We start from the raw sequence: 20,776 nt of genomic DNA, 5'->3' as shown, positions 1-20,776 counted from the left end.
TTAAAAAGAATAAAAAGTTTAAATTGACATTTTTTAACAATGTGCAATAATAAATTTAAAATTCTAGTGGGGGGCTATGGTATGTCAGAATTAAAAGGAATACCTGAATCTATGTTAATACCACTTGCTGCTAAGGCGAGAGAGACTTTAAGTGATATGCCAATTATCGATGATCCTTTATCTGTTAAAATAATAAAAGAAATAGATGATCTTGTACTTGATACATATGTGGACTGGCGATCACAGCTTGGTATTAGTATTAGGACTGAGATTTTAGATGAAATTGTTATAAACTTTATTAATCATGCTAATCATCCATTTATTATCAATATTGGATGTGGGTTAGATACGCGTTTCAGTCGATTGAAATTGACCAATATTCCATGGATTGATATTGATCTGCCGGGAAGTATAAATCTTAGAAAACAATTTTTTAATGAAACATATTTTTATAAAATGATTAATAAGTCTATGTTTGATTATACTTGGATTGATAGTGTTAAGAGTAATGTACATTTTAAAGAAGATAGTGATATTTTAATAATATTTGAAGGTGTGTTAATGTATTTTGAGAAAGAAGAAATTGAAGCTTTGTATAAAGAAATTGCTCGGTCATTTGACAAGCATCAATTAGTAATTGCTTCAGAATTTTGCTCAAAGTTTATGACTAAACATACAAATCATCATCCATCTGTCTCTAAGCTTTCTAGTAAACCATTATTTAAGTTTGGTTATAATAATGTGGTGGAACTAAAAAATATTTTGCCAGGAAATTGGAAAGTTGTTAAAGAATATAATTATTTTGATAGATATCCACATAGATGGCGACATTTGAAATGGTTTAAGTATATAGTCTTTCTTAAAAATCGATTTAATAATAAAATTGTATTAATCAAAAACACTTAATATAAAAGTGTAGTGGGAGTTGGCTATGGAAACGATATATTTAGCGGGTGGTTGTTTATGGGGCGTACAAGCTTTTGTAAAGACGTTACCCGGTGTAGTTGAGACAGAAGCGGGTAGGGCGAATGGAAGTAGTTGTACACTTGAAGGTGTATACGATGGTTATGCAGAATGTGTAAAGACTGTATTTGATCCTGCAATCGTTCAAGTAGAAAATTTGATGACATACTTGTTTGAAATCATAGACCCATATAGTGTGAACAAACAGGGTGAAGACGTCGGGTTAAAATATCGAACAGGTGTCTATAGTGAAGAAGAGCATCATTTAAAAGTTGCACGCCAATTTATAGCAAATAGAAGTGATGCAGACCGAATTGTAGTTGAGGTTAAACCTTTAGAGAATTATGTACGAAGCGCAGAAGAACACCAAGACCGTTTAGAAAAATGCCCAGACGATTATTGTCACATTTCCCAAGAAATGATGAATAAATATAAATAAAAGAAATATGAGAGATGTGTTCAGAGGTGCTGTATTTATCAAGACAGGTGAAACAAGATAAATAGGAGCTTTGTATTTATCAAGACTGACCAAACAAGATAAATAGGCGCCTCGAATTTATCAAGACAGGCGAAACAAGATAAATAGGGACGTTGTATTTATCAAGACTGACTAAACAAGATAAATAAGGACGCTGTATTTATCAAGACTGACTAAACAAGATAAATAGAACCGTCGAAAATTGCAAGACGGCCATGACTAGCAACATAGAGGCGCTGAATATTGCAAGACAGCCATGACTAGCAACATAGAGCGACCGAATATTGCAAGATAGCTCTAACTAGCAACATTCACCATATATTTTTCCACAAAAAAGCTAGGACTTGTTCAAAGTCCTAGCTTTACTTATATTATTGTCCATGATAAATACTAAAGTTAAGTGGCTTAATGCCATTGCTCAACCATTCATTGTATATTTTTTGTTTATTTCTATCGTTTTCTACAATTGTGATACCGCAGTCACCACCGCCAGCTCCTGATGTTTTACTTGCGCCACCGTATGATTCTCCGATATCGCATAATTTTTTAAGGTGTGGTGTTTCGATATCTATTGTAGCGAATGAATCTAAATATTGTATAACGGTACGATTCTTTCTAATTGTATCTTGAACACCTTGTATATTATTTGTCTTAAATGCTTTAATTAGTTGTTCAACATATTTCTGTGATTGATCTAAAAATTGTGTATATATTGTTGGGTCTGCTTTTAAACGTTTTACTTCACTAACTAAATGATGTGAAGAAGCGGGTGAGCCTGTCCAACCGATTAATACTTCCATATGCTCTGGTGCTTGAAGTGGTTCTATGTGTAAGCCTGGCCAGTTTTTATATAGTACGTCCATTACAGATGTTTCTTCTATTTGTTGTTTGACCCAAACGTGATCAAAAGTACTATAGACTAACCAACCTGTATAAACACTTACTGCGATATCACCGCAAGAACTTAAACTTTGTAATTTCATATTAGCGATAACAGCTAATTTATAAATAAATAAATTTGATAATTGTAAGTTATAGAATTCGTTTAGAGCTTTGATAACAGATACTAATACTGCAGCACTAGAGCCTAAACCATATTTATGACCGGATGCATCATCGAGGTTACTGTCAATCGTTAAGTTATAATGTCTTAATGTGACATTGGAACTTTTAGCAAATTGTTCAAAGACTTCTATAGCTTGTGTAATATATTTAAGCTGATCTGCAGCATCATTATCAGAAATGATGATTTTGTCTTGTTCTCTTGTAAATGTAATCGGCTCATGATGTAAAGTCTTAGAATGGATAAATCCTGATGATGAATTCGTATCTTCAATTGTTGCCGTCACAAATCGATCAACTGCAATTAAGACAGATTTATATCCAGGCTCTGTTACTGCATATTCTCCAGCAATATACAGCTTTCCTGGCGCTTTGACTTGAATCATTATATCTCTTCCTTACTCAATAATTTCAATTCCTGTGTTTGTAATATCACTCGCAATAACTTGTTCTTTATTAAAAGATTTAAGTAAAGCGTCTATTATAAATTGCTGGTTTTTCTTTTCGACTAATATTTTAACATTTGGACCTGCATCCATTGTGAAATAGCATGGATATCCAGCTTTTCTACATTGATGTACAATATCCATAACTTCATAACTTTCTGGTACTAAGTATGTGAAAGGTGGCTCTGCACCTAAATTAGTAGCGTGCATGCGTAAGCCATTTTCTTCGATAACTTCACCTAAATGTTTGAAGTCTTTGTTACGTATCGCTTCTTTAACTGATGCAATATCTTCATCAACATGATCTAACCAATATTGGTAGAAACGAGATGTGTCTCTTGTATGGGACATGCCTGAACGACTAGATACTTTTTTAGATTGGTTATTGATGACAACAAATACCATTGATAAATCTTCTTCCCAACCTTGTGCATCGATTGCGTGTGCATATGAGGTTTCGTCGTCGTGACCTTTATCCCATTCAGCAAATCCACCAAAAATACTTCTAGAAGCTGAGCCTGAACCTCTTCTAGCTAGTCTTGATAAATCTTTATCAGACATATTTAAGTTAAGTGCTTCGTTACAAGCTCCTGCAAGGGCTGCAAATGCACTTGCTGATGAAGCAAGACCTGCTGCTGTAGGAACATAATTGACACTTTCAATATGAGCATAGTGTGAAGTATGACTACGTTTTCTTACAAGGTTCATAAACTGATAAATTTTCTTCGATTGTTCTTCGTTTACTTCTTCACCATTTAGAACGAGTATATCTTTCGTGTATTCAGGACTAAATGTTACTTTTGTTTCTGTATAAAATTTATCAAGCGTAACGGATAAGCTATTATTCATGGGGATGATAAGTGATTCATCGGCTTTTCCCCAATATTTAATTAAAGCAATATTTGTGTGCGCACGGGCTTTACCACTCATATTCAATCTCGTTAACCTCCTAAATTTTCAATCCAAGTATGATGAGCACCGAATTTTTCAGCACTTGTTGCAATTTTTTCAGCAATGTCGAGATTTTGAGCGAGTACAATCATGCTGCCACCTCGGCCGCCGCCTGTAAGCTTGCCAGCAGTTGCACCTTGTAATTTACTTATTTCAAGTAATGCTTCAATATTGTCATGACTAACTGTTAACTTGCGTAAATTTTCTTGTGCACGTTCAAATACGTGTGCTAATTGTGTGAAATCATGATGTTCGATTGCTTCATTAGCATCATATACGAGCGTACCGATATGCTCTATGTACTGCATATATTGTTCGTTATGATCACATAATTGGTGGACATCTTCGACTGCTTGTTTAGTAGAACCTTGAACACCTGTATCTATCACGACCATATAGCCGTTTATGGATAATGGTTTTAAAGTAGTTACTTTTCCTTGGTGGAACCATACTGGTTTATTAGAGACAATCGTTTGTGTATCGATGCCACTCGGTTTGCCATGAGCGATTTGTTCTGCCCAATTCGCTTCTTCTATTAATAATTCGTCAGAAAGAGGCTCTCCTATATAATCATAACTTGCTCTTACAAAGGCGATAGCCATAGCAGCACTGGAACCTAATCCTCTTGAAGGGGGGAGATTTGTTTCGAATTTAACATTTATAGGCTCTTTGATATGATGTTTATCGATAAATCTTGAAATAACAGATTTAATATGTTCAGGAGCTGTTTGTAATGTTCCTTCAAATACATCACTATTAATATATGAAGTATCACCAGCGTTAAGTGATTGGATAGTTACGTTCACTTTACCTGTTGTAAATGGAATCGCTATTGCTGGTTGCCCAAAAGTAACAGCATGTTCTCCTATTAAAATAACTTTCCCATTTGCTTCCCCGTATCCTATTTGTGCCATATTTTCAATCACCTTTAGTATTTCTTATTTTATTTTTGTTAAACACTTTATTATTATAAAGCTCTGTCACCATATATTCAAAAACTTTAACTAATTAATGTGCAATAATTACAATTTTTAATGAAATTGATAGCTATTATGACCTTTTGCGAAGCCTTTTGCTATAAATAACCAAGAATCGCCACCACGTTCTATATCATTGGCGCAAATAATTAATTGATTTGTACCTGGTATAAATGCAGGATGTGTCGATCTTAACATATGCCCTTGGTCACGACCTGGCATTAATATTTGACCGATAGGGTAACCACTTTTGTTAAAGACAAGTACTCTACCTTGACCATACATAGCAACATACAGATTATCGTCACTATCAATACAACAAGAATCTGGACCTTCATGACCTGTAAAATGATATGGAATAGATGCACCAAAAGGTTCGATTGTTACACCATCTTCTTCCAATGAAATACGATGTAATCTATTCGCATTTGTTTCAGTCACCCATAGTACACGTTCATCAGTACTTAATGCAATACCATTTGCTACTGCGATATTTTGAATAATAGGTGTAATCGTTTGATGATCAGGTGAGACATAATATACGCCACCAAGTGGATTTGTAGAATATCCTCTAAAATCAGTAAAGTAGAATCCACCTTTACTATCGAATACTAAATCATCAACGCAATATTCTGTATCGATATCAGAAACGATACTTTGTGGATTTTTGCCGTCTGGATCAGTAGCAAAAATACCACCAGAACTTTTGAAGTCACCTAAATAAGACATATATAATCGTCCGTCTTTATGTATTTTAACAGAAGCCGGGTTAGTTTTCTCAGATTTAAATACTGTATTAACTTTTTTCTCAGGTAAATCTATGCGGAAAATAGTTCCGCCAAATACTTCACATAAGAAAAGATTATGATTTCTATCAAAGCATAAACCTTCTAATTGAAGACCTTCATCAGAAATTTTGAGCCAAGGTTCAGCTGTTACAGTTTGCAAGTGCTGTTCATGCGCAAGTAGCGGTACAGCACTTTTTGAAGCTTCCGTATAATATAAAGATGGTATATGTTGATCAGACATGATAATCTCTCCTTTAAGTTGTACAATATAGAAAAGTACACATGTACTTTAAAGATATGTTTAATATATATGTTTAATATTATCACTTTTAACTTACAATGAAAATGAATATTAAATTGCGAAAAATATGAATGATGTTTGAGATATTATAGTCATATAAAAAACAGCTTTTCGACAAGAAGAAAAGCTGTTTTTTATGATTAAGCTTTAATTGATTTCACGCGTTGTTCTACATATGTCTGTAATTCTGGAGACAATACATAGCTGACTGATTTTAAATCAGATACGTTTGATGCATTCAATAAATTAGCAATGACATGCATTTGTTCTATAAATTGTTTCATATGTTCAATTGTATCTTCTACGCCATAAGCATCTAAATATTTGAGAACATATCCAGATAAGCCAACAGCTTCTGCGCCTAGTACAAGAGACTTAATGGCATCGAGTGGGTTTTTAACGCCACCACTAGCTAATATGTGAATATCTGCATTTAATAATTGTGCTTCTAATAAGCTTTGAACAGTACTTTGTCCCCATTGATTTAAGAATGCCATATCTTTTAATGGTCTTCTTTGATTTTCAATGTCCGCAAAATTCGTACCGCCTCTACCACTGACATCTACATATTGAATGCCAATATCTTTAACTTTTTGAATCGTTTCAGCACTCATACCGAAACCAACTTCTTTGATGATCACTGGTATATCAATATTATCTTGAATTTCTTGAATGTTCGTTAACCAATTTTCAAATTCAGTATCACCTTCAGGCATTATAAGTTCTTGAGGTGCATTGACGTGAATTTGTAAGGCATCAGCATTTAAAAGTTCTATTGATTTCTTAGCTTTTGCATATTCAATATCTGCTCCAACATTACTAAATATTAGACCTTCAGGATTTTCGTCACGTACTACTGTGAAACTTGATTCAGCGTTAGGGTCTTTTAGAGCTGAATGTGTAGAACCTACTGCCATAGGTATGTTACAAGCTTTAGCGATTTGAGCTAACTCTTTGTTAATAGTTGCTGCTCTTTCACTTCCACCCGTCATCGCATTGATATAAATAGGGTATTTAAAAGTGAAATGCGGAAATTTTACTGATAAATCAATTTGATTTTTATTAATAGAAGGAATGGATTGATGTATAAGCTGTACTTTATCAAAATCAGTACTAACTGGTGAATACGTATCTAATGCCAGCTGAATATGTTCATTCTTCCTTTTGCTTCTTAATGAGTCGTCCATTCATTTATCCTCCGTGCGTCTATATGTTTAATGATATATTTTATCTTAATACACATTATAGCAGTTGTATAATTGAATATAAACTAAACATTGTTATACAATCCGCTTCTAAATCTTTTTCCAAATACCTAAAAATTTGATCAAACAATTTATGATAATATTAATACTATACAAATATACATAAAATGGAGGAGAATCGTTATTAAATTTAAAAAACTTACTTTAATTTTAATTTGTACATTATTATTAAGCGGTTGTACTTTACCAGGCTTAGGTGGCGCATCGTCTGATACAGTGAAAATTACGGCGCTTGCTACAAGCGAGTCTCAAATCATGGCGCATATGATTCGCTTGCAAATCGAGCATGATACAAAAGGGCAAGTAAAACCGATAATTGTAAATAATCTTGGTTCTGCGGTAATTGAACATAACGCGATATTAAATGATAATGCGCAAATATCTGCTACAAGATATACAGGTACTGATTTAGTAGGTGCTTTAAACTCTGAACCCATTACAAATACTAAAAAAGCTGAGAAAGCTGTCAAAACAGGTTTCCAAAAGAAATTTGATCAAACATTTTTTGACTCATATGGATTTGAAAATACCTTTGCATTTACAGTCACTAAAGAAACAGCTAAAAAGTACAATTTAAAAAAAGTTTCGGATTTAGCCAAGCATAAAGATGAATTAAGAGTAGCAAGTGATCCTACATGGATTAAGAGAAAAGGGGACGGCTATCCAGCTTTTTCAAAAGCATACGGATTTGAATTTAAGGATATTAGAACAATGCAAATCGGACTCGTATATGATGCATTGAAGAACAAGAGCATCGATGCAGCACTTGGATATACAACAGACGGTAGAATAGCTGCTTATAATTTAGTGACACTAGAAGATGATCGTCACTTTTTCCCACCATATGACGCCAGCCCATTAGCAACAAATGATTATTTAAAAAATAATCCAACAGCTAAAAAATCTATAGAAAAATTGGTTGGGAAAGTATCTACTAAAAAAATGCAAGAATTGAATTATAGAGCAGACGGTCAAAAAGAAGAGCCAGCTATAATCGCAGAAAAATTTCTTAAAGAACATCGCTACTTTGAATAGTTAATATAGTAAAAAGCAGGAACCACAAGTGCGGTTCCTGCTTTTTTGATACCTATTGAGGATGAAATATAAGGGGAATAGGAGATTCAAGGCTTAATAGGGACGTTAAGCCAAGAGATAGACGAAGTCGTGGCTTAAGTGATGAATAAAGCTAAGAGAACGTCCAAGTCTTGTCTTAAGTACCGAGTAAAGCCAAGAGATAGGGCAAGTCGTGGCTTAAGTATCGAGTAAAGCCAAGAGAACGTCCAAGTCATGGCTTAAGTGTCGAGTAAAGCCAAGAGATAGCCCAAGTCATGGCTTAAGTACTGAATAAAGCCAAGAGATAGGGCAAGTCATGGCTTAAGTACTGAATAAAGCCAAGAGATAGGGCAAGTCGTGGCTTAAGTATCGAGTAAAGCCAAGAGATAGACGAAGTCGTGGCTTAAGTGATGAATAAAGCCAAGAGAACGTCCAAGTCTTGTCTTAAGTACCGAGTAAAGCAAAGAGATAGCCCAAGTCATGGCTTAAGTATTAAGTAAAGCCACGACTTAGATCATTTTCTTTAATATTCTATTTATTAAGCCCATCCTCTGAAACGTGTTGCTTCTGCTGTACGTCTAACACCTACAACGTAAGCTGATAATCTCATGTCTAATTTTCTTTTTTGTGAAATGTCATATACTTTGTCAAAAGCTTCTACAATTTTAGTTCTTAATAACTGAATTACTTCTTCTTCTGACCAATAAAGTCCTTGATTGTTCTGTACCCATTCAAAGTATGAAACAGTTACACCACCGGCACTGGCAAGTACATCTGGAATTAAAAGTACATCATTTTCTGTCAGAATACGTGTTGCTTCTTGTGTTGTAGGACCGTTAGCCGCTTCTGCTACTATACTCGCTTTTATGTCTCCTGCATTTTGTGCGGTGATTTGGTTTGCTAAAGCTGCTGGTACTAAAATGTCACAATCAATTCCAAATATATCTTCGTTCGGAATAATGTTATCAAATAAAGGTGTGATTCTGCCGTGTTCTTTACGAAGCTCTAATAAATGATCAATATCTAAACCTTCTGGATTATATATAGCACCACGACTTTCTGAGATACATACAATTTTTGCACCTTTATCATGTAGGATTTTAGCGATAAAGCTACCTGCATTACCAAATCCTTGTATAACAACTTTTGAACCTTCGATATTTATATGCTTACGTTTAGCCGCTTCTTCGATCGTAATCACAGCACCTAATGCTGTTGCTTGTTCTCGACCAAGTGAACCACCTAAAGAAATGGGTTTACCTGTAATGAAATTTGGCGCGTTAACTTTATGCATAATACTATATTCATCCATCATCCAAGACATGATTTGAGCATCTGTATATACATCTGGTGCAGGAATATCCTTAGTTGGTCCGACGATTTGAGCAATTGCTCTAACATATCCACGTGACAATCTTTCTAGTTCATTTTGACTCATGCTATGAGGGTCACATTGAATTGCCCCTTTACCACCACCATAAGGTAAGTTAACGAGACCACATTTTAAAGTCATCCACATAGATAATGCTTTTACTTCATTTTCATCTACATCAGGGTGGAAGCGGACGCCACCTTTAGTAGGTCCTACTGAACTATTATGTTGAGATCGATATCCTGTAAAAGTTTTTACAGATCCATCATCCATTTTAACTGGAATACGAACTCTTAAAAATCTAGCAGGTTCTTTAATCAATTCAAAAAGACCTTCATCGTACCCTAATTTATATAAAGCTTGTTCAATTATATTTTGTGTAGAAGTTACAAGATTGCTATTTTCACTCATGAATGACGCTCCTTTGTTGGTTAAAATAATGTCTAAAAAAAACATATTAAATAAAATCATAATACAAATGAAAATGGTTTTCAATAAAATAAACTGAATTTACTAAAAATTCTATTATGTATAATGATAAATTTTGTTGCATTTTAATGTAATGAGTAGAAGTAGTTGGTAGTAATTGGAAGGCATGATATAATTCAATTACGAGCATATACAAATATAATGAAACCATTATATTTACTAGTGTGAATGAATCTGGGGCAAATGAATTTTTGTCCCAGATTCTTCTTTTTTATGTAAATGATGTGGTGTAGAAAAAGAGGTTCATGAAGCCATAATGTATATTTTATAAATTGAGTGATGAGTGGAATGAGAATATTGGGTGAGATGTGAGTTAAAGAGGCAGTAAACTCACAAGATCTCAAAAGACGTGAGTTAATACCCTAGTAAACTCACAAATTCCATAAAAACCCAGCTCTATCCCACATCTCAGCCCCTAATCCGATTCAAAGTTTGTATCATTTTCTCACATATAGCACACGATTATTCGCAATACTAAAAAGACGCCCCCAACAATTATCTAAGAATGTTATGATATTACTATCAAAAACTTATCTTATACATCGTGGGGGTGTCTTTTTGTCTGAAATGCTCAATATTTTACTAACGGTTGTTGTACCGATTTTTCTAATGACAGCGTTAGGTTATGTTCTTCAAAAGCGTGTGAAACTTGATTTACGTACGCTCGCAAAATTAAATATCAATGTGTTTGTGCCTGGATTTATTTTTGCGAAGTTTTACAAAGCTGAGTTAGCAGTAAATTTATTATTATTAATCATCGTATTCTTCGTTATATACATAATTGCATTATATATCGTCGCATTTGCTATCGCCAAAATGCAAAATTTAGATAAGGGTAAAGAGACAACTTTAACAAACAGTGTACTCTTCTTTAACTCTGGTAACTACGGTGCGCCGTTAAATGATATTGTATTTAAAAGTGATCCACTTGCAATGTCTGCACAAGTTATTGTATTAACGCTACAAAATGTCTTCACGTTTACATATGGTGTCTTCGCAATTCAATCCGTTCAATTAGGTAAACTTAAAGCATTACTCAATTACTTTAAGATGCCCATTATTTATGCACTCATTCTTGCTATTATTTTAAACTATAATCATATTCCAATTCCTGAATTCATGTGGACGACTGTCAGTTATTTGTCTGATGCTATGATTGCGATTGCTTTAATTCTTCTCGGTGCACAAATTGCTAATATTAAACTTAATTTTAAATGGTCATCTTCTTATATTTATATCTTTATAAGATTAGTAGTTGGACCAGCTATCGCATTTGTCATTATAAAATGCATGGGTTTAGACGGCATTATCGCTCAAACATTATTTATTGCTTCAGCGATGCCGACATCCGTGAACAGCTCAGTTATTGCACAAGAATATGATAATTATCCAGCTTTAGCTGCAGAATTAGTCTTCATGTCTACGTTGTTTAGTTCTATTTCTGTTGTTATTGTCATTTATTTATCTTATTTAATTTTTTAATTTACATTTAAAAGTTCTTTAAATGTCTGACTTGAATATGCTTCTCTATAGAGTCCGCGTCGTTGTAATTCTGGAACAATATATGTTACAAAATCTTCGAGACTATGTGGTAAAGTAGGTGGCATTAGATTAAAACCATCAGCAACACCAGACTTAAACCAAAGTTCCATTTCATCTACTATTTCTTCAGATGTACCTATTAATGTGAGATGCCCACCACCTGCATTGAGATAACCTAATAATTCTCTCACTGTAGGTTTGGTATCTTCTATAATTTCTAAAATCGTTTCATATCTGCCTACTGGACCATCGAATGCATCTACAGGTGGCAATTCTGGGACAGGTTCATCCAATGACCATTTCGAACAATCTTGCCTAACAAATGTACTTAATTGTTTGATGGCATTTTCAATTGGTAAAGCTTTATCTAATTTTTCTTTTTTTAGCAGTGCTTCTTCACGTGTTTCCCCAACATAAGTAACCAATCCTGGAAAGACTTTAATATATTTCTCGGGTGTATCGCTTTCGCTAATGGCCTTATTTAATTTATTTCTATAAGCTTTCGCTTGTTTCAAATTCCATGATACTGAATAAACAGCATCAGCATGTTTGACGGCTAATGCAATACCTTGTTTGGATGCACCAGCTTGCATAGCGACCGGTTTGCCTTGTGGGCTACTCGGTGTCGATAACGGTCCATTTACTTGGAAATAATCGCCAGAATGGTGGAAAGCATGCACATGCTCATGGTTAATCACTTTATTGTTATGACGGTCATGAACGAAGTCTTCTTTATGCCAAGATGTAAATAATTTGTCCATCAACTCAGCAAATTCTTGAGCTTTATGATATCTATCATCATGTTGAGGTAAAGCTTTCATACTATGGTTTTGAGCTTCTATATCTGTCATGGATGTTACTAAGTTCCAACCGACACGACCATTCGTTGCATGATCGAGGGTTAAAATTTGTCTAGCCGCAGTATAAGGGTTTGAAAATGAACTTGATATTGTTGAAACTAAACCAATATGTTTTGTAACTTGTGATATAGCAGTCAAGTTCACAATTGGATCCAACCAGAATGCTGGTAATTCACTATCTGATTTTGCAGGGAATGATTGATTATCTGCAAAGAACACAGCATCTAATAAACCTCTTTCTGATAGTTGTGCTAATGATTGATAATAAGAGATATCACCAATCTGTTCAATAGAGGAGTCTTCCATAAGCCATGCTGCTTGATGATGGCCACATCCATATAATAAGACACCAATATTGAGTTGATCGCTTCTTAAATTACGCATTTCTATTCTCCTTATCTCTCTTTTGGAATTCTAGTTCATTGTTAAGCCACCATCTACAGTATAATTTTGTCCAGTTATACCACTTGCTTTATCAGAAGCAAGAAAGCTCACCATATTTGCGACATCTTGTGGTGAAGTGACTTTTTTAAGAGGTGTTGATTGAGCAATTAAGTCAAACACTTCAGGTGTTGTCACAGAGCTGGCATCGGTCGTTTTGAGTAGGCCACCAGAAACAACATTGGCTGTAATGCCATGTTGACCTAATTCAGCAGCGATATTACGCGTGAAGCCAATTAAACCAGCTTTCGCAGTTGTATATTCGTGATAAGGTACGACAGGATTTTGGAATAAATTCGTACCGATGCTAATAACCGCACCTTGTTTTCTTTCAATGAATTGAGGTGCAACACTTTGCACAATATTAAATGCTGCTTTTAATGTGCCATCAATTTGTTGTTGATAGTCTTCCCATGCAAGGTCGACGAATGCTTTTTGTTTTACTGGGTCAAATTTAAAGTTAACTAAGGCATTGTTGACGACGACATCAATTTTTTCAAAATGTTTCGTACCTTCATCAATTAACTGATCAACTTCAGCGCGATTCGTCACATCCGCTTGAATAGCAATCGCTTGTTCTGCTCCAATTTCAGCAACTAACTGTTCTGCTAACGCTTTACTATTATGATAATTAATGATGACTTGATGTCCTTCAGATGCTAATGTACGTGCGATTGTTGCGCCTAATCCTCTACTACTACCTGTTACTAATATTGTCTTTGTCATATGTAACACTCCCATATAGAATTTTAAATAAAAAAATACACAACCTTCTCGTAAGAAAGTTGTGTAAAAACAAAGATATTTATAAAAAGGGCATAGTCATCCCTATAAATTCATTTCACAAACACTTTCCTACGCTAGTACGATCTAGTTCAGGTTCAAAGGGTTCGAGTTCATCCTCATCTCAGTTAAAAAACACCCCTAGTGCATCTATTTAATTACTATCAATGTATAGTTTTTAATAATCGATGTCAAGTTTGTATAAATGTCAGTTGCAAATGATAGGAAAAATCGGTTATGATATAAAACGTATTGATTACGATTTATAAAATGAAGGTGATAAGATGAAGTGGACGATAGTAGGTGGTGGCATCCACGCTATAACGATAGCATTAGAATTAAAAGTTAAAGGATTAAAAAATAAAGACTTAACAATTATTGACCCGCACGATGTGTTCTGTCATCAATTTGACCATCGAACACAGAATATTAGTATGCCTTATTTAAGGTCTCCAATCGTACACCATGTTCACCCAAATCCTTTTCATTTAAAACAATATTTAAAGAAAATGGACTATGCAGGTGGAATTTATGGTAAGTATAAAAGACCAAAAAGAGATATGTTTATGGACCATACAGCGGAACAAGTTGAATATTATCGATTACATGAATGCCATATTAAAGACACTGCTGTAGATATAAAGAAATATAGAGATGATTGGTGTGTCGTATTGGAATCAGGGGAGATGATATATACACAGAATGTCATCATCGCATCAGGTTGTAATCATAAGCCAAAGGTTCCAGAAATGTATGAGCATGCACCAGATGTACAACATATTTTTGAAGATGCAAATATTCAATTTAATGAAAGTTCTCACGTTGTTGGAAGTGGGATATCAGCTGCACACTTAGCGTTAAAATTAATTTATCATGATGATGAAAAACATGTGCATCTATGGACGAATAAGCCGTTAGAAATTCATGATTTTGATGCTGATCCAGGATGGTTAGGACCTAAAAATATGGCAAGTTTTTCAAAAGTGATAGATCCAGAAGAAAAGATGGATATTGTTTTAAAAGAACGTCATAAAGGTTCTATGCCTCAGGAGTTGTTCATTAGATTAAAGAAATATGTGAAAAAGGGCAGACTAACGATACATCTCAATGAACTAGACTATATTAACAATCATCAAATCATAACAGTAGATGGGAAACATATTGATTATGATCATATATTGTTGGCAACAGGGTTTGACAATACTTTGTTAACACAACCGATATTAAATCGCTTAATTCATGAGTATGAAGCACCACTCAATAAATGTGGTTACCCTGAAATCAGTAAACATTTGGAATGGCTGCCGAATTTATTTGTATCAGGTGGATTAGCAGATTTAGAACTGGGACCTTTCGCAAGAAATATTATGGGTGGAAGAGAAGCGGCACGTAAGATAGGTGAAAAGTATCACGAAATAGAGCAATGCAGTTAGATTTATCAGACATAGAAAAGCCTGGAACAAATTCGTTCCAGGCTTTTTAAATTAAATTTCTTTCAAAATATGATAAATAGCTTCTGTGCTTTCAGCGTTGATTAATTTTTCTCTTGTTTCATCATCCATAAGTGTACGTGACAGTCTTTGTAATAACTTCAAGTGTGTATCACTACTATCATTTGGTACAGCAATTAAGAAGATGATTTTAGGTTGTGTTTCATCTAAACTTTCCCATTCAACACCATGTTTGTTTTTCAGAACAGCTACGACAGGCTGTTTGACAACATTTGATTTAGCATGCGGGATGGCTACATTCATACCGATTGCTGTTGTTGATTCTGATTCGCGTTTCAATACAGATTCTTTTAACGTTTCTTCATCGTCTATAAAGTTGTGATATTTTAAATTGTGAATCAGTTTATCTATTGCGTCATCTCGTGACATTTCAGCGTCTTCTATCGTAATGACTTTTTCATGAAAGACTTGTTCTGAATCTGTTTTAGTTTCATCATTTGAAGTGGATGTTTCTTTTTGATCGTTATCATCTTCATCTAATCCCATAAATGATGTTGTCATACCACTATTAGATGATTCCATTTCAGGTGATGCAACTGTTGCTTCTTTTTTCTTCAATAAAAGTGTAACAAGCATTGTAACACTACTTCCGATAATTACAGCAATAAAGAACCATATTATTTTATCGATACCACCAAGTACGGCTACAATTGGACCACCATGTGCAACTCTATCTCCAACGCCACCTATAGCTGCTATGGCTGCTGCGACCATTGCACCAATCATATTTGCAGGAATAATACGTAATGGGTCTTGTGCGGCAAATGGAATAGCACCTTCAGTAATACCGAATAATCCCATCGTAAATGATGCTTTACCCATTTCAATTTCACCTTTATTAAATTTACGTTTATTGATAAAAGTAGCAAGACCTAAACCAATTGGTGGTGTACATACAGCTACTGCAACCATACCCATAACGGCATAGTTTCCTTCAGCAATTAAAGCTGATCCGAATAAGAAAGCAACTTTGTTTACTGGACCACCCATATCGAATGCAATCATAGCTCCGATAATAAGTGCTAAGATAATGCTATTTGTACCTTGCATACCTTTTAACCATGTTGTTAAGCCTTCAAAAATACTTGCAATCGGCGCACCGATAACAAATATGAAAATAAGTCCTACAATAATTGAAGAAATAATAGGAATAATGATAATTGGCATAATAGGTGCCATTGCTTTAGGAATTTTAATGTTTTTAATCCATTTAGCAATATAACCTGCTAAGAAACCAGCGACAATACCACCTAGGAATCCTGCACCAGCTTCACTTCCGTAAAAGCTACCATCAGCAGCAATTGCGCCACCAATCATACCTGGTACTAAACCTGGTTTATCAGCAATACTGACTGCAATGTAACCAGCTAGGATTGGAACCATAAAGCTAAATGCTAAACTACCAATATTTTCAATAGATTTCCAGAATGAATCATCAGGAATTTTAAGACCTTCTGGTGTTGTATCTCCACCTAAAGTTAAAGCAATGGCCATTAATAAACCACCAACTACGATAAATGGCACCATGAATGAAACACCATTCATTAAATGTTGGTAGACCATTTGTAGACCACTTTTTTGTTCTTCGTCATCATGAGTTTGTTTGCTGCCACCTTTTTCATGATGAATATGTGCATCTTGATCGATGATGCGTTGGATTAATAATTTAGGGTTGTGAATACCTTCTCTAACACTTTCGTTAATTAATCGTTTCCCGTCAAATCTTGATAAATCGACTTGTCTGTCAGCAGCGATAATAATACCATCCGCTTCTCTAATTTCTTTTGATGTCAGAACATTTTCTGCACCGACACCACCTTGCGTTTCTACTTTAATATCTATGCCCATCTCTTTTGCGGCTTGTTCTAATTTTTCTTGAGCCATATAAGTGTGTGCAATCCCGTTTGGACATGATGTAATTGCTAAAATTTTCATAACGTCAGCTCCTTCTTAATTCAATTGTAAACGCATTCACTAAAACATAAAAAAGAATAATTGCCGTTAGTAGTGGCAATTATTCTTTAAAACGTTCAATGATATATTGTTTGAATGGTTCATCTTCTATTTTTAGTAAATGCGTAACATCTTGTTCTGTTAATGTAGCAATACTGTGAATGATTTTCTTCATTACTTGTTTATCTTTGTCTGCAATAGATAAGAAAAATACTAAATGAACTTTATGCTGCTTCCATGCTATATCTTGGCGGAGTCTAAACATTAATACATGTGACTTAAAGACTTTAGTAGGATCGCCATGTGGGATAGCAATGCCGTTTCCAATATAAGTTGATGAGAACTTCTCCCTTTCTAATGCACTTTCAATATACCCACTTGATATAGCATGTTGTTGATTAAGCAAACGTTCTGCATGTTGGAATATATCAACAGTAGAATGTATGTCTGTTTCGATCGGTACTGATAGAAAATCGATAGGCAATAATGCGTCGTTGTTTAAAACAGGGTTTTGCTTCTGATTTAAAATGGTTTGGAATCTATGTGCATCTTCTTCTGAAAATAACGGCGATACTTGAACAACTTGTACGTTACTAGGTAGATGTGTCATATCAATGTCGTGTGTTGTAACAAGTATATCTGTGTTAGTGAATGGGTATGTTGAAACATCTTCAAGTTTAATCGTATCGATAATATTAATTTTATGGTTTAACTTTTGAATTTTTGCTTCTAACAAGCTTGAAATGCCCAGTCCATAATAACAAGTAATGACAACATTAAATTGATCTTGTATATTACGATCTATTGATGATTGAAAATGCAATGCTAAAAAGGCTATCTCATCTTCACTTAAATTGAGTTGTGCATCTTCTTCAAGTAAATGAACCGTTTCATATAATGCGTTGAACACAAAAGGGTATTGCTGTTTAATATCCTCTGTAAGCGGGTTGTTAATATAAACATTCTTAACGATACGCAAATATGTTCTACTAAAATGCGAATAAACATTTTCACGAAGTACAGCATCTTGCATAAAATCTATACCGACTTTCGAGTTCATTTGATAAATTAAGCGTTCAATATAACTTTGAATAAATATTTGTTTAAAGCCGAGGTCATATTTATCAAAATAATAGCTAATAAAAAATGAAAATAACTTTGCTGTTTCATCGCTTAAAGTGTATTTAAGCTTTCGGTTGATGTCTTCTATTATTGCTCGGGAAATGACTAAAGCTTCTTGATTAATATCCCATTGCTCTGTCGTATCGTGGATTCTTTTGAAAATGATAATAAGGTGTACGAGCAACTGTTTAATATGCACTTTTGAAGTTTGAATATGGTAATGTTCTAAATGTTGTTCCATAATTTGCATCATTAATTCTCTATGTGCTTTTGGTATTTCATTCATAATAAAGTCTTCTACTTTAACATTGTTTGTAGAGAGTTGGTTTAAATGAAGAATGGCGTTGCGAATATCCATTTCATTACCACTTACCGTAATACCTTTTCTTTTAACAAGATTAATCACAACATCATAAGATTCACACCAAGCTTGAATTTGGTTTAAATGATCGATAAGTTCATTCTTCGTTAAAGCAAAGTCATCAGATAATTGCTCAAGGGTAACAGATTGCTTATACATTAATAATTGATAAGCCATCTTGATGAGCGTCTGACCATTCTTTTCCGTATATTGATTCAGAATAGACTCTATCTCTTCAGCTTGATACAACTCGTGATTTAGTTGATAACCACGCCCTTTAATACTAATAATAACATCTTTAATTTCACTATTAATATATTTAATATCGCTTCTTACAGTTCTATTTGAAACATTCAAATAGTCAGCTATTTCAGTCCCGTTTAAATAACTATCACGATTTAAAAGTAATAGTCTCATTAATTTCACATGTCTTTTTAACAATAATCCCACCACATTTCAAGTCCACATTTAGATTCATATTATATTGTAAGCGTTTAAAGAATGGGTGACAAATAAATGATTAGACACTCATTCAAGTATTCATGCGCTATAAACAGAATGCATGTATTATATCTTTCAACATATTATATTGAACTTAGATAATAAATATAAACTTTGAAGGTGACATAATTGGTTGAAAATATATATTTAGATAAAACGCAAATTCCATTAACACATTTTGAAGATGAAACTGTAGATGGTTTATATAAAGTAACAATTGAATTTAATGTAACGAGTGAAGCGTATCACGATATTGCTGTTTTATTATATAGAGGGCGTTTTGATGTAGAAATTCCGGATAAAGATAAGAAATTTAAAGGTGAAATTTATAATTATTCAACATCTTTAACAAATTTATATAAGGACAATCAAGTTGCGGAGTACCGTCTTGTACTTAAAGAAATACGAGAGGGACAAAAGGGATGAGCAATATGAAATTGAGTATACTTGACCAATCACCGATTGTGCCTGGTCAAACAGCCAGTGATGCTTTTAAAGATTCGTTGGCATTAGCACAGTTAGGAGAGGATTTAGGTTATGAAAGGTATTGGCTAACTGAACATCACGGTTTGTCTAACCTTGCAAGTTCAGCGCCAGAAGTATTACTTTCATATATTGGTGCACATACGAATCATATTAGAATTGGCGCAGGTGCCATATTGTTACCACATTATAGACCTTATAAAGTTGCAGAACAGTTTAATACATTGGCTACTTTATTTGCAAATAGAGTTGATTTAGGTATAGGTAGAGCACCAGGTGGCTCAGCTGAAGCTACTAATGCATTATCGACGCAGTTTTTAAAGCAAGTGTGGGCTTTACCAGAACTGTTAGAAGAATTATTAATGTTCTTGGAAGGGCAATTCCCTTTAGATCATGAATATCATAAAGTAAACGTGTTACCGCAACCTGATGTACCACCAACACCATGGTTATTAGGAACAAGTGAGAAAAGTGCTTTACTTGCAGCTAAAAATGGTATGCCTTATGTTTACGGTGTTTTTATGAGTGATCAAGATGGCCGTGCAATTGTGGATCGTTACCGTGAACATTTTGAACAAAGAAATCAAGAAACACCTAAAGTGATTGTTACGGTATCTGTCATATGTGCTGAGACTAAAGAAGAAGCGGAAGCACTTGCTATAGAAAGTTTAATAACTAAAGCACAAGGTGAAGATAAAAAAGAAAAAGTACAAACATTTGATGCATTAAGTGAACGTGAAAAAGAAATGCTTTATGACATGAAAGACAATATGATCATAGGTGATGTCGAAACCGTTCAATCAAGACTTCAAATGATTCAAACAGAATATCAATGTGATGAAATCATGGTAAGTACAAATACAATAACGCATGAGGATAGAATGCAATCTTATAGATTATTAGCACAAATATAAATATTTGTTTCAGAACTCAAATATGATATTAAAGGATGATTTCGTATGATTTTATTAATAGGAAAAATCATCATCTCAGTCGGTCTCATAGTCGGTTCAATTATAGAAGAAACAATACGAGCTAAACGAAAAAAACAGTCTAGAACAAAATAGGGTTCTA

Annotated in this window: 16 protein-coding genes, 2 pseudogenes and 1 riboswitch; of the genes and pseudogenes, 7 read left to right on the top strand and 11 right to left on the bottom strand. The window is 34.2% G+C overall.

The features are described from left to right. Positions 1–81 precede the first annotated feature (81 nt). Entirely contained in the window at positions 82–906 is an 825-nt protein-coding gene (locus LQ675_RS12590; protein WP_048540476.1) for a class I SAM-dependent methyltransferase, read from the top strand. Positions 907–931: 25 nt separating this feature from the next. After that, the gene (locus LQ675_RS12585) at positions 932–1,402 is read left to right on the top strand and encodes a peptide-methionine (S)-S-oxide reductase (RefSeq protein ID WP_048540477.1); all 471 of its coding nucleotides are present in this window, start codon (positions 932–934) and stop codon (positions 1,400–1,402) included. A 410-nt stretch (positions 1,403–1,812) separates the two neighbouring features. Here LQ675_RS12585 and LQ675_RS12580 read toward each other — a convergent pair whose 3' ends face one another. The 5 genes from LQ675_RS12580 to fni form a co-directional block, all read right to left on the bottom strand. Then, positions 1,813–2,889, bottom strand: a complete 1,077-nt coding sequence (locus tag LQ675_RS12580; RefSeq protein ID WP_048540478.1) for a phosphomevalonate kinase — start codon at positions 2,887–2,889, stop codon at positions 1,813–1,815. A gap of 12 nt (positions 2,890–2,901) precedes the next feature. After that, positions 2,902–3,885 carry a diphosphomevalonate decarboxylase gene (gene mvaD, locus LQ675_RS12575; protein ID WP_119493650.1) on the bottom strand — a complete coding sequence of 328 codons (984 nt, stop codon included), beginning with the start codon at positions 3,883–3,885 and terminating at the stop codon, positions 2,902–2,904. A gap of 5 nt (positions 3,886–3,890) precedes the next feature. Next, a complete protein-coding gene (gene mvk / locus LQ675_RS12570) occupies positions 3,891–4,814 on the bottom strand; it encodes a mevalonate kinase (protein ID WP_048540479.1) in 924 nt (307 codons plus the stop codon). Between the two features lie 117 nt (positions 4,815–4,931). Then, entirely contained in the window at positions 4,932–5,906 is a 975-nt protein-coding gene (locus LQ675_RS12565; RefSeq protein ID WP_048540480.1) for an SMP-30/gluconolactonase/LRE family protein, read from the bottom strand. A 200-nt stretch (positions 5,907–6,106) separates the two neighbouring features. After that, the gene (fni, locus tag LQ675_RS12560) at positions 6,107–7,153 is read right to left on the bottom strand and encodes a type 2 isopentenyl-diphosphate Delta-isomerase (RefSeq protein ID WP_048540481.1); all 1,047 of its coding nucleotides are present in this window, start codon (positions 7,151–7,153) and stop codon (positions 6,107–6,109) included. A 201-nt stretch (positions 7,154–7,354) separates the two neighbouring features. Between fni and LQ675_RS12555 the strand changes: the two genes are divergently transcribed. Continuing rightward, on the top strand, positions 7,355–8,266 hold the full coding sequence (locus LQ675_RS12555; RefSeq protein WP_345772964.1) for an osmoprotectant ABC transporter substrate-binding protein: 912 nt from the start codon (positions 7,355–7,357) through the stop codon (positions 8,264–8,266). Positions 8,267–8,822: 556 nt separating this feature from the next. Here the strand turns inward: LQ675_RS12555 and LQ675_RS12550 are convergent. Beyond that, the gene (locus LQ675_RS12550) at positions 8,823–10,067 is read right to left on the bottom strand and encodes a Glu/Leu/Phe/Val family dehydrogenase (RefSeq protein WP_048540483.1); all 1,245 of its coding nucleotides are present in this window, start codon (positions 10,065–10,067) and stop codon (positions 8,823–8,825) included. A gap of 636 nt (positions 10,068–10,703) precedes the next feature. Between LQ675_RS12550 and LQ675_RS12545 the strand changes: the two genes are divergently transcribed. After that, complete coding sequence (locus tag LQ675_RS12545; RefSeq protein ID WP_048540484.1) at positions 10,704–11,627, top strand: AEC family transporter; 924 nt, start codon at positions 10,704–10,706, stop codon at positions 11,625–11,627. Here the strand turns inward: LQ675_RS12545 and LQ675_RS12540 are convergent. Together LQ675_RS12540 and LQ675_RS12535 are read right to left on the bottom strand one after the other, a co-directional pair. Continuing rightward, positions 11,624–12,931, bottom strand: a complete 1,308-nt coding sequence (locus LQ675_RS12540) for an NtaA/DmoA family FMN-dependent monooxygenase (protein WP_048540485.1) — start codon at positions 12,929–12,931, stop codon at positions 11,624–11,626. The two genes, LQ675_RS12545 and LQ675_RS12540, sit on opposite strands and share 4 nt — an antisense overlap. A 30-nt stretch (positions 12,932–12,961) precedes the next feature. Next, positions 12,962–13,714 (bottom strand): 3-oxoacyl-ACP reductase, encoded by a 753-nt coding sequence (locus tag LQ675_RS12535; RefSeq protein ID WP_239727793.1) that lies wholly within the window; start codon positions 13,712–13,714, stop codon positions 12,962–12,964. Positions 13,715–13,823: 109 nt separating this feature from the next. Continuing rightward, positions 13,824–13,924, bottom strand: a riboswitch (TPP riboswitch). A gap of 131 nt (positions 13,925–14,055) precedes the next feature. On the opposite strand from LQ675_RS12535, the gene LQ675_RS12530 reads away from it, so the two are divergent. Next, a complete protein-coding gene (locus tag LQ675_RS12530) occupies positions 14,056–15,204 on the top strand; it encodes an NAD(P)-binding domain-containing protein (protein ID WP_207593276.1) in 1,149 nt (382 codons plus the stop codon). 51 nt (positions 15,205–15,255) lie between these two features. Here LQ675_RS12530 and LQ675_RS15090 read toward each other — a convergent pair. The 3 genes and pseudogenes from LQ675_RS15090 to LQ675_RS12520 form a co-directional block, all read right to left on the bottom strand. Then, positions 15,256–15,690: pseudogene (locus tag LQ675_RS15090) on the bottom strand (PTS sugar transporter subunit IIA); the annotation flags it as partial. A gap of 71 nt (positions 15,691–15,761) precedes the next feature. Continuing rightward, positions 15,762–17,217 (bottom strand): annotated as a pseudogene (locus LQ675_RS12525) (PTS fructose transporter subunit IIC); the annotation flags it as partial. Between the two features lie 79 nt (positions 17,218–17,296). Further along, on the bottom strand, positions 17,297–19,135 hold the full coding sequence (locus LQ675_RS12520; RefSeq protein ID WP_239753260.1) for a BglG family transcription antiterminator: 1,839 nt from the start codon (positions 19,133–19,135) through the stop codon (positions 17,297–17,299). A 213-nt stretch (positions 19,136–19,348) separates the two neighbouring features. Here LQ675_RS12520 and LQ675_RS12515 point away from each other — a divergent pair, with 213 nt between their 5' ends. Both LQ675_RS12515 and LQ675_RS12510 read left to right on the top strand, forming a co-directional pair. Next, positions 19,349–19,645: a DUF3219 family protein gene (locus LQ675_RS12515; RefSeq protein ID WP_239727801.1), complete on the top strand. Its 297-nt coding sequence runs from the start codon at positions 19,349–19,351 to the stop codon at positions 19,643–19,645. A 5-nt stretch (positions 19,646–19,650) separates the two neighbouring features. Then, positions 19,651–20,616, top strand: coding sequence for an LLM class flavin-dependent oxidoreductase (locus LQ675_RS12510; protein ID WP_239727803.1), 966 nt, complete (start codon positions 19,651–19,653; stop codon positions 20,614–20,616). Positions 20,617–20,776 lie beyond the last annotated feature (160 nt).

Origin of the sequence: Mammaliicoccus sp. D-M19, assembly GCF_022386695.1 — a bacterium.
GTDB lineage: Bacteria > Bacillota > Bacilli > Staphylococcales > Staphylococcaceae > Mammaliicoccus > Mammaliicoccus sciuri.
This window is presented reverse-complemented; position numbering and strand designations above follow the sequence as displayed.

Bases quoted from the DNA above. Each gene is read 5' to 3' on its own strand.
- LQ675_RS12535 (WP_239727793.1), bottom strand. From the start codon at position 13,714: ATGACAAAGACAATATTAGTAACAGGTAGTAGTAGAGGATTAGGCGCA.
- LQ675_RS12590 (WP_048540476.1), top strand. From the start codon at position 82: ATGTCAGAATTAAAAGGAATACCTGAATCTATGTTAATACCACTTGCT.
- LQ675_RS12565 (WP_048540480.1), bottom strand. From the start codon at position 5,906: ATGTCTGATCAACATATACCATCTTTATATTATACGGAAGCTTCAAAA.
- LQ675_RS12580 (WP_048540478.1), bottom strand. From the start codon at position 2,889: ATGATTCAAGTCAAAGCGCCAGGAAAGCTGTATATTGCTGGAGAATAT.
- LQ675_RS12510 (WP_239727803.1), top strand. From the start codon at position 19,651: ATGAAATTGAGTATACTTGACCAATCACCGATTGTGCCTGGTCAAACA.
- LQ675_RS12520 (WP_239753260.1), bottom strand. From the start codon at position 19,135: ATGAGACTATTACTTTTAAATCGTGATAGTTATTTAAACGGGACTGAA.
- fni (WP_048540481.1), bottom strand. From the start codon at position 7,153: ATGGACGACTCATTAAGAAGCAAAAGGAAGAATGAACATATTCAGCTG.
- mvk (WP_048540479.1), bottom strand. From the start codon at position 4,814: ATGGCACAAATAGGATACGGGGAAGCAAATGGGAAAGTTATTTTAATA.
- LQ675_RS12530 (WP_207593276.1), top strand. From the start codon at position 14,056: ATGAAGTGGACGATAGTAGGTGGTGGCATCCACGCTATAACGATAGCA.
- LQ675_RS12550 (WP_048540483.1), bottom strand. From the start codon at position 10,067: ATGAGTGAAAATAGCAATCTTGTAACTTCTACACAAAATATAATTGAA.
- LQ675_RS12540 (WP_048540485.1), bottom strand. From the start codon at position 12,931: ATGCGTAATTTAAGAAGCGATCAACTCAATATTGGTGTCTTATTATAT.
- LQ675_RS12585 (WP_048540477.1), top strand. From the start codon at position 932: ATGGAAACGATATATTTAGCGGGTGGTTGTTTATGGGGCGTACAAGCT.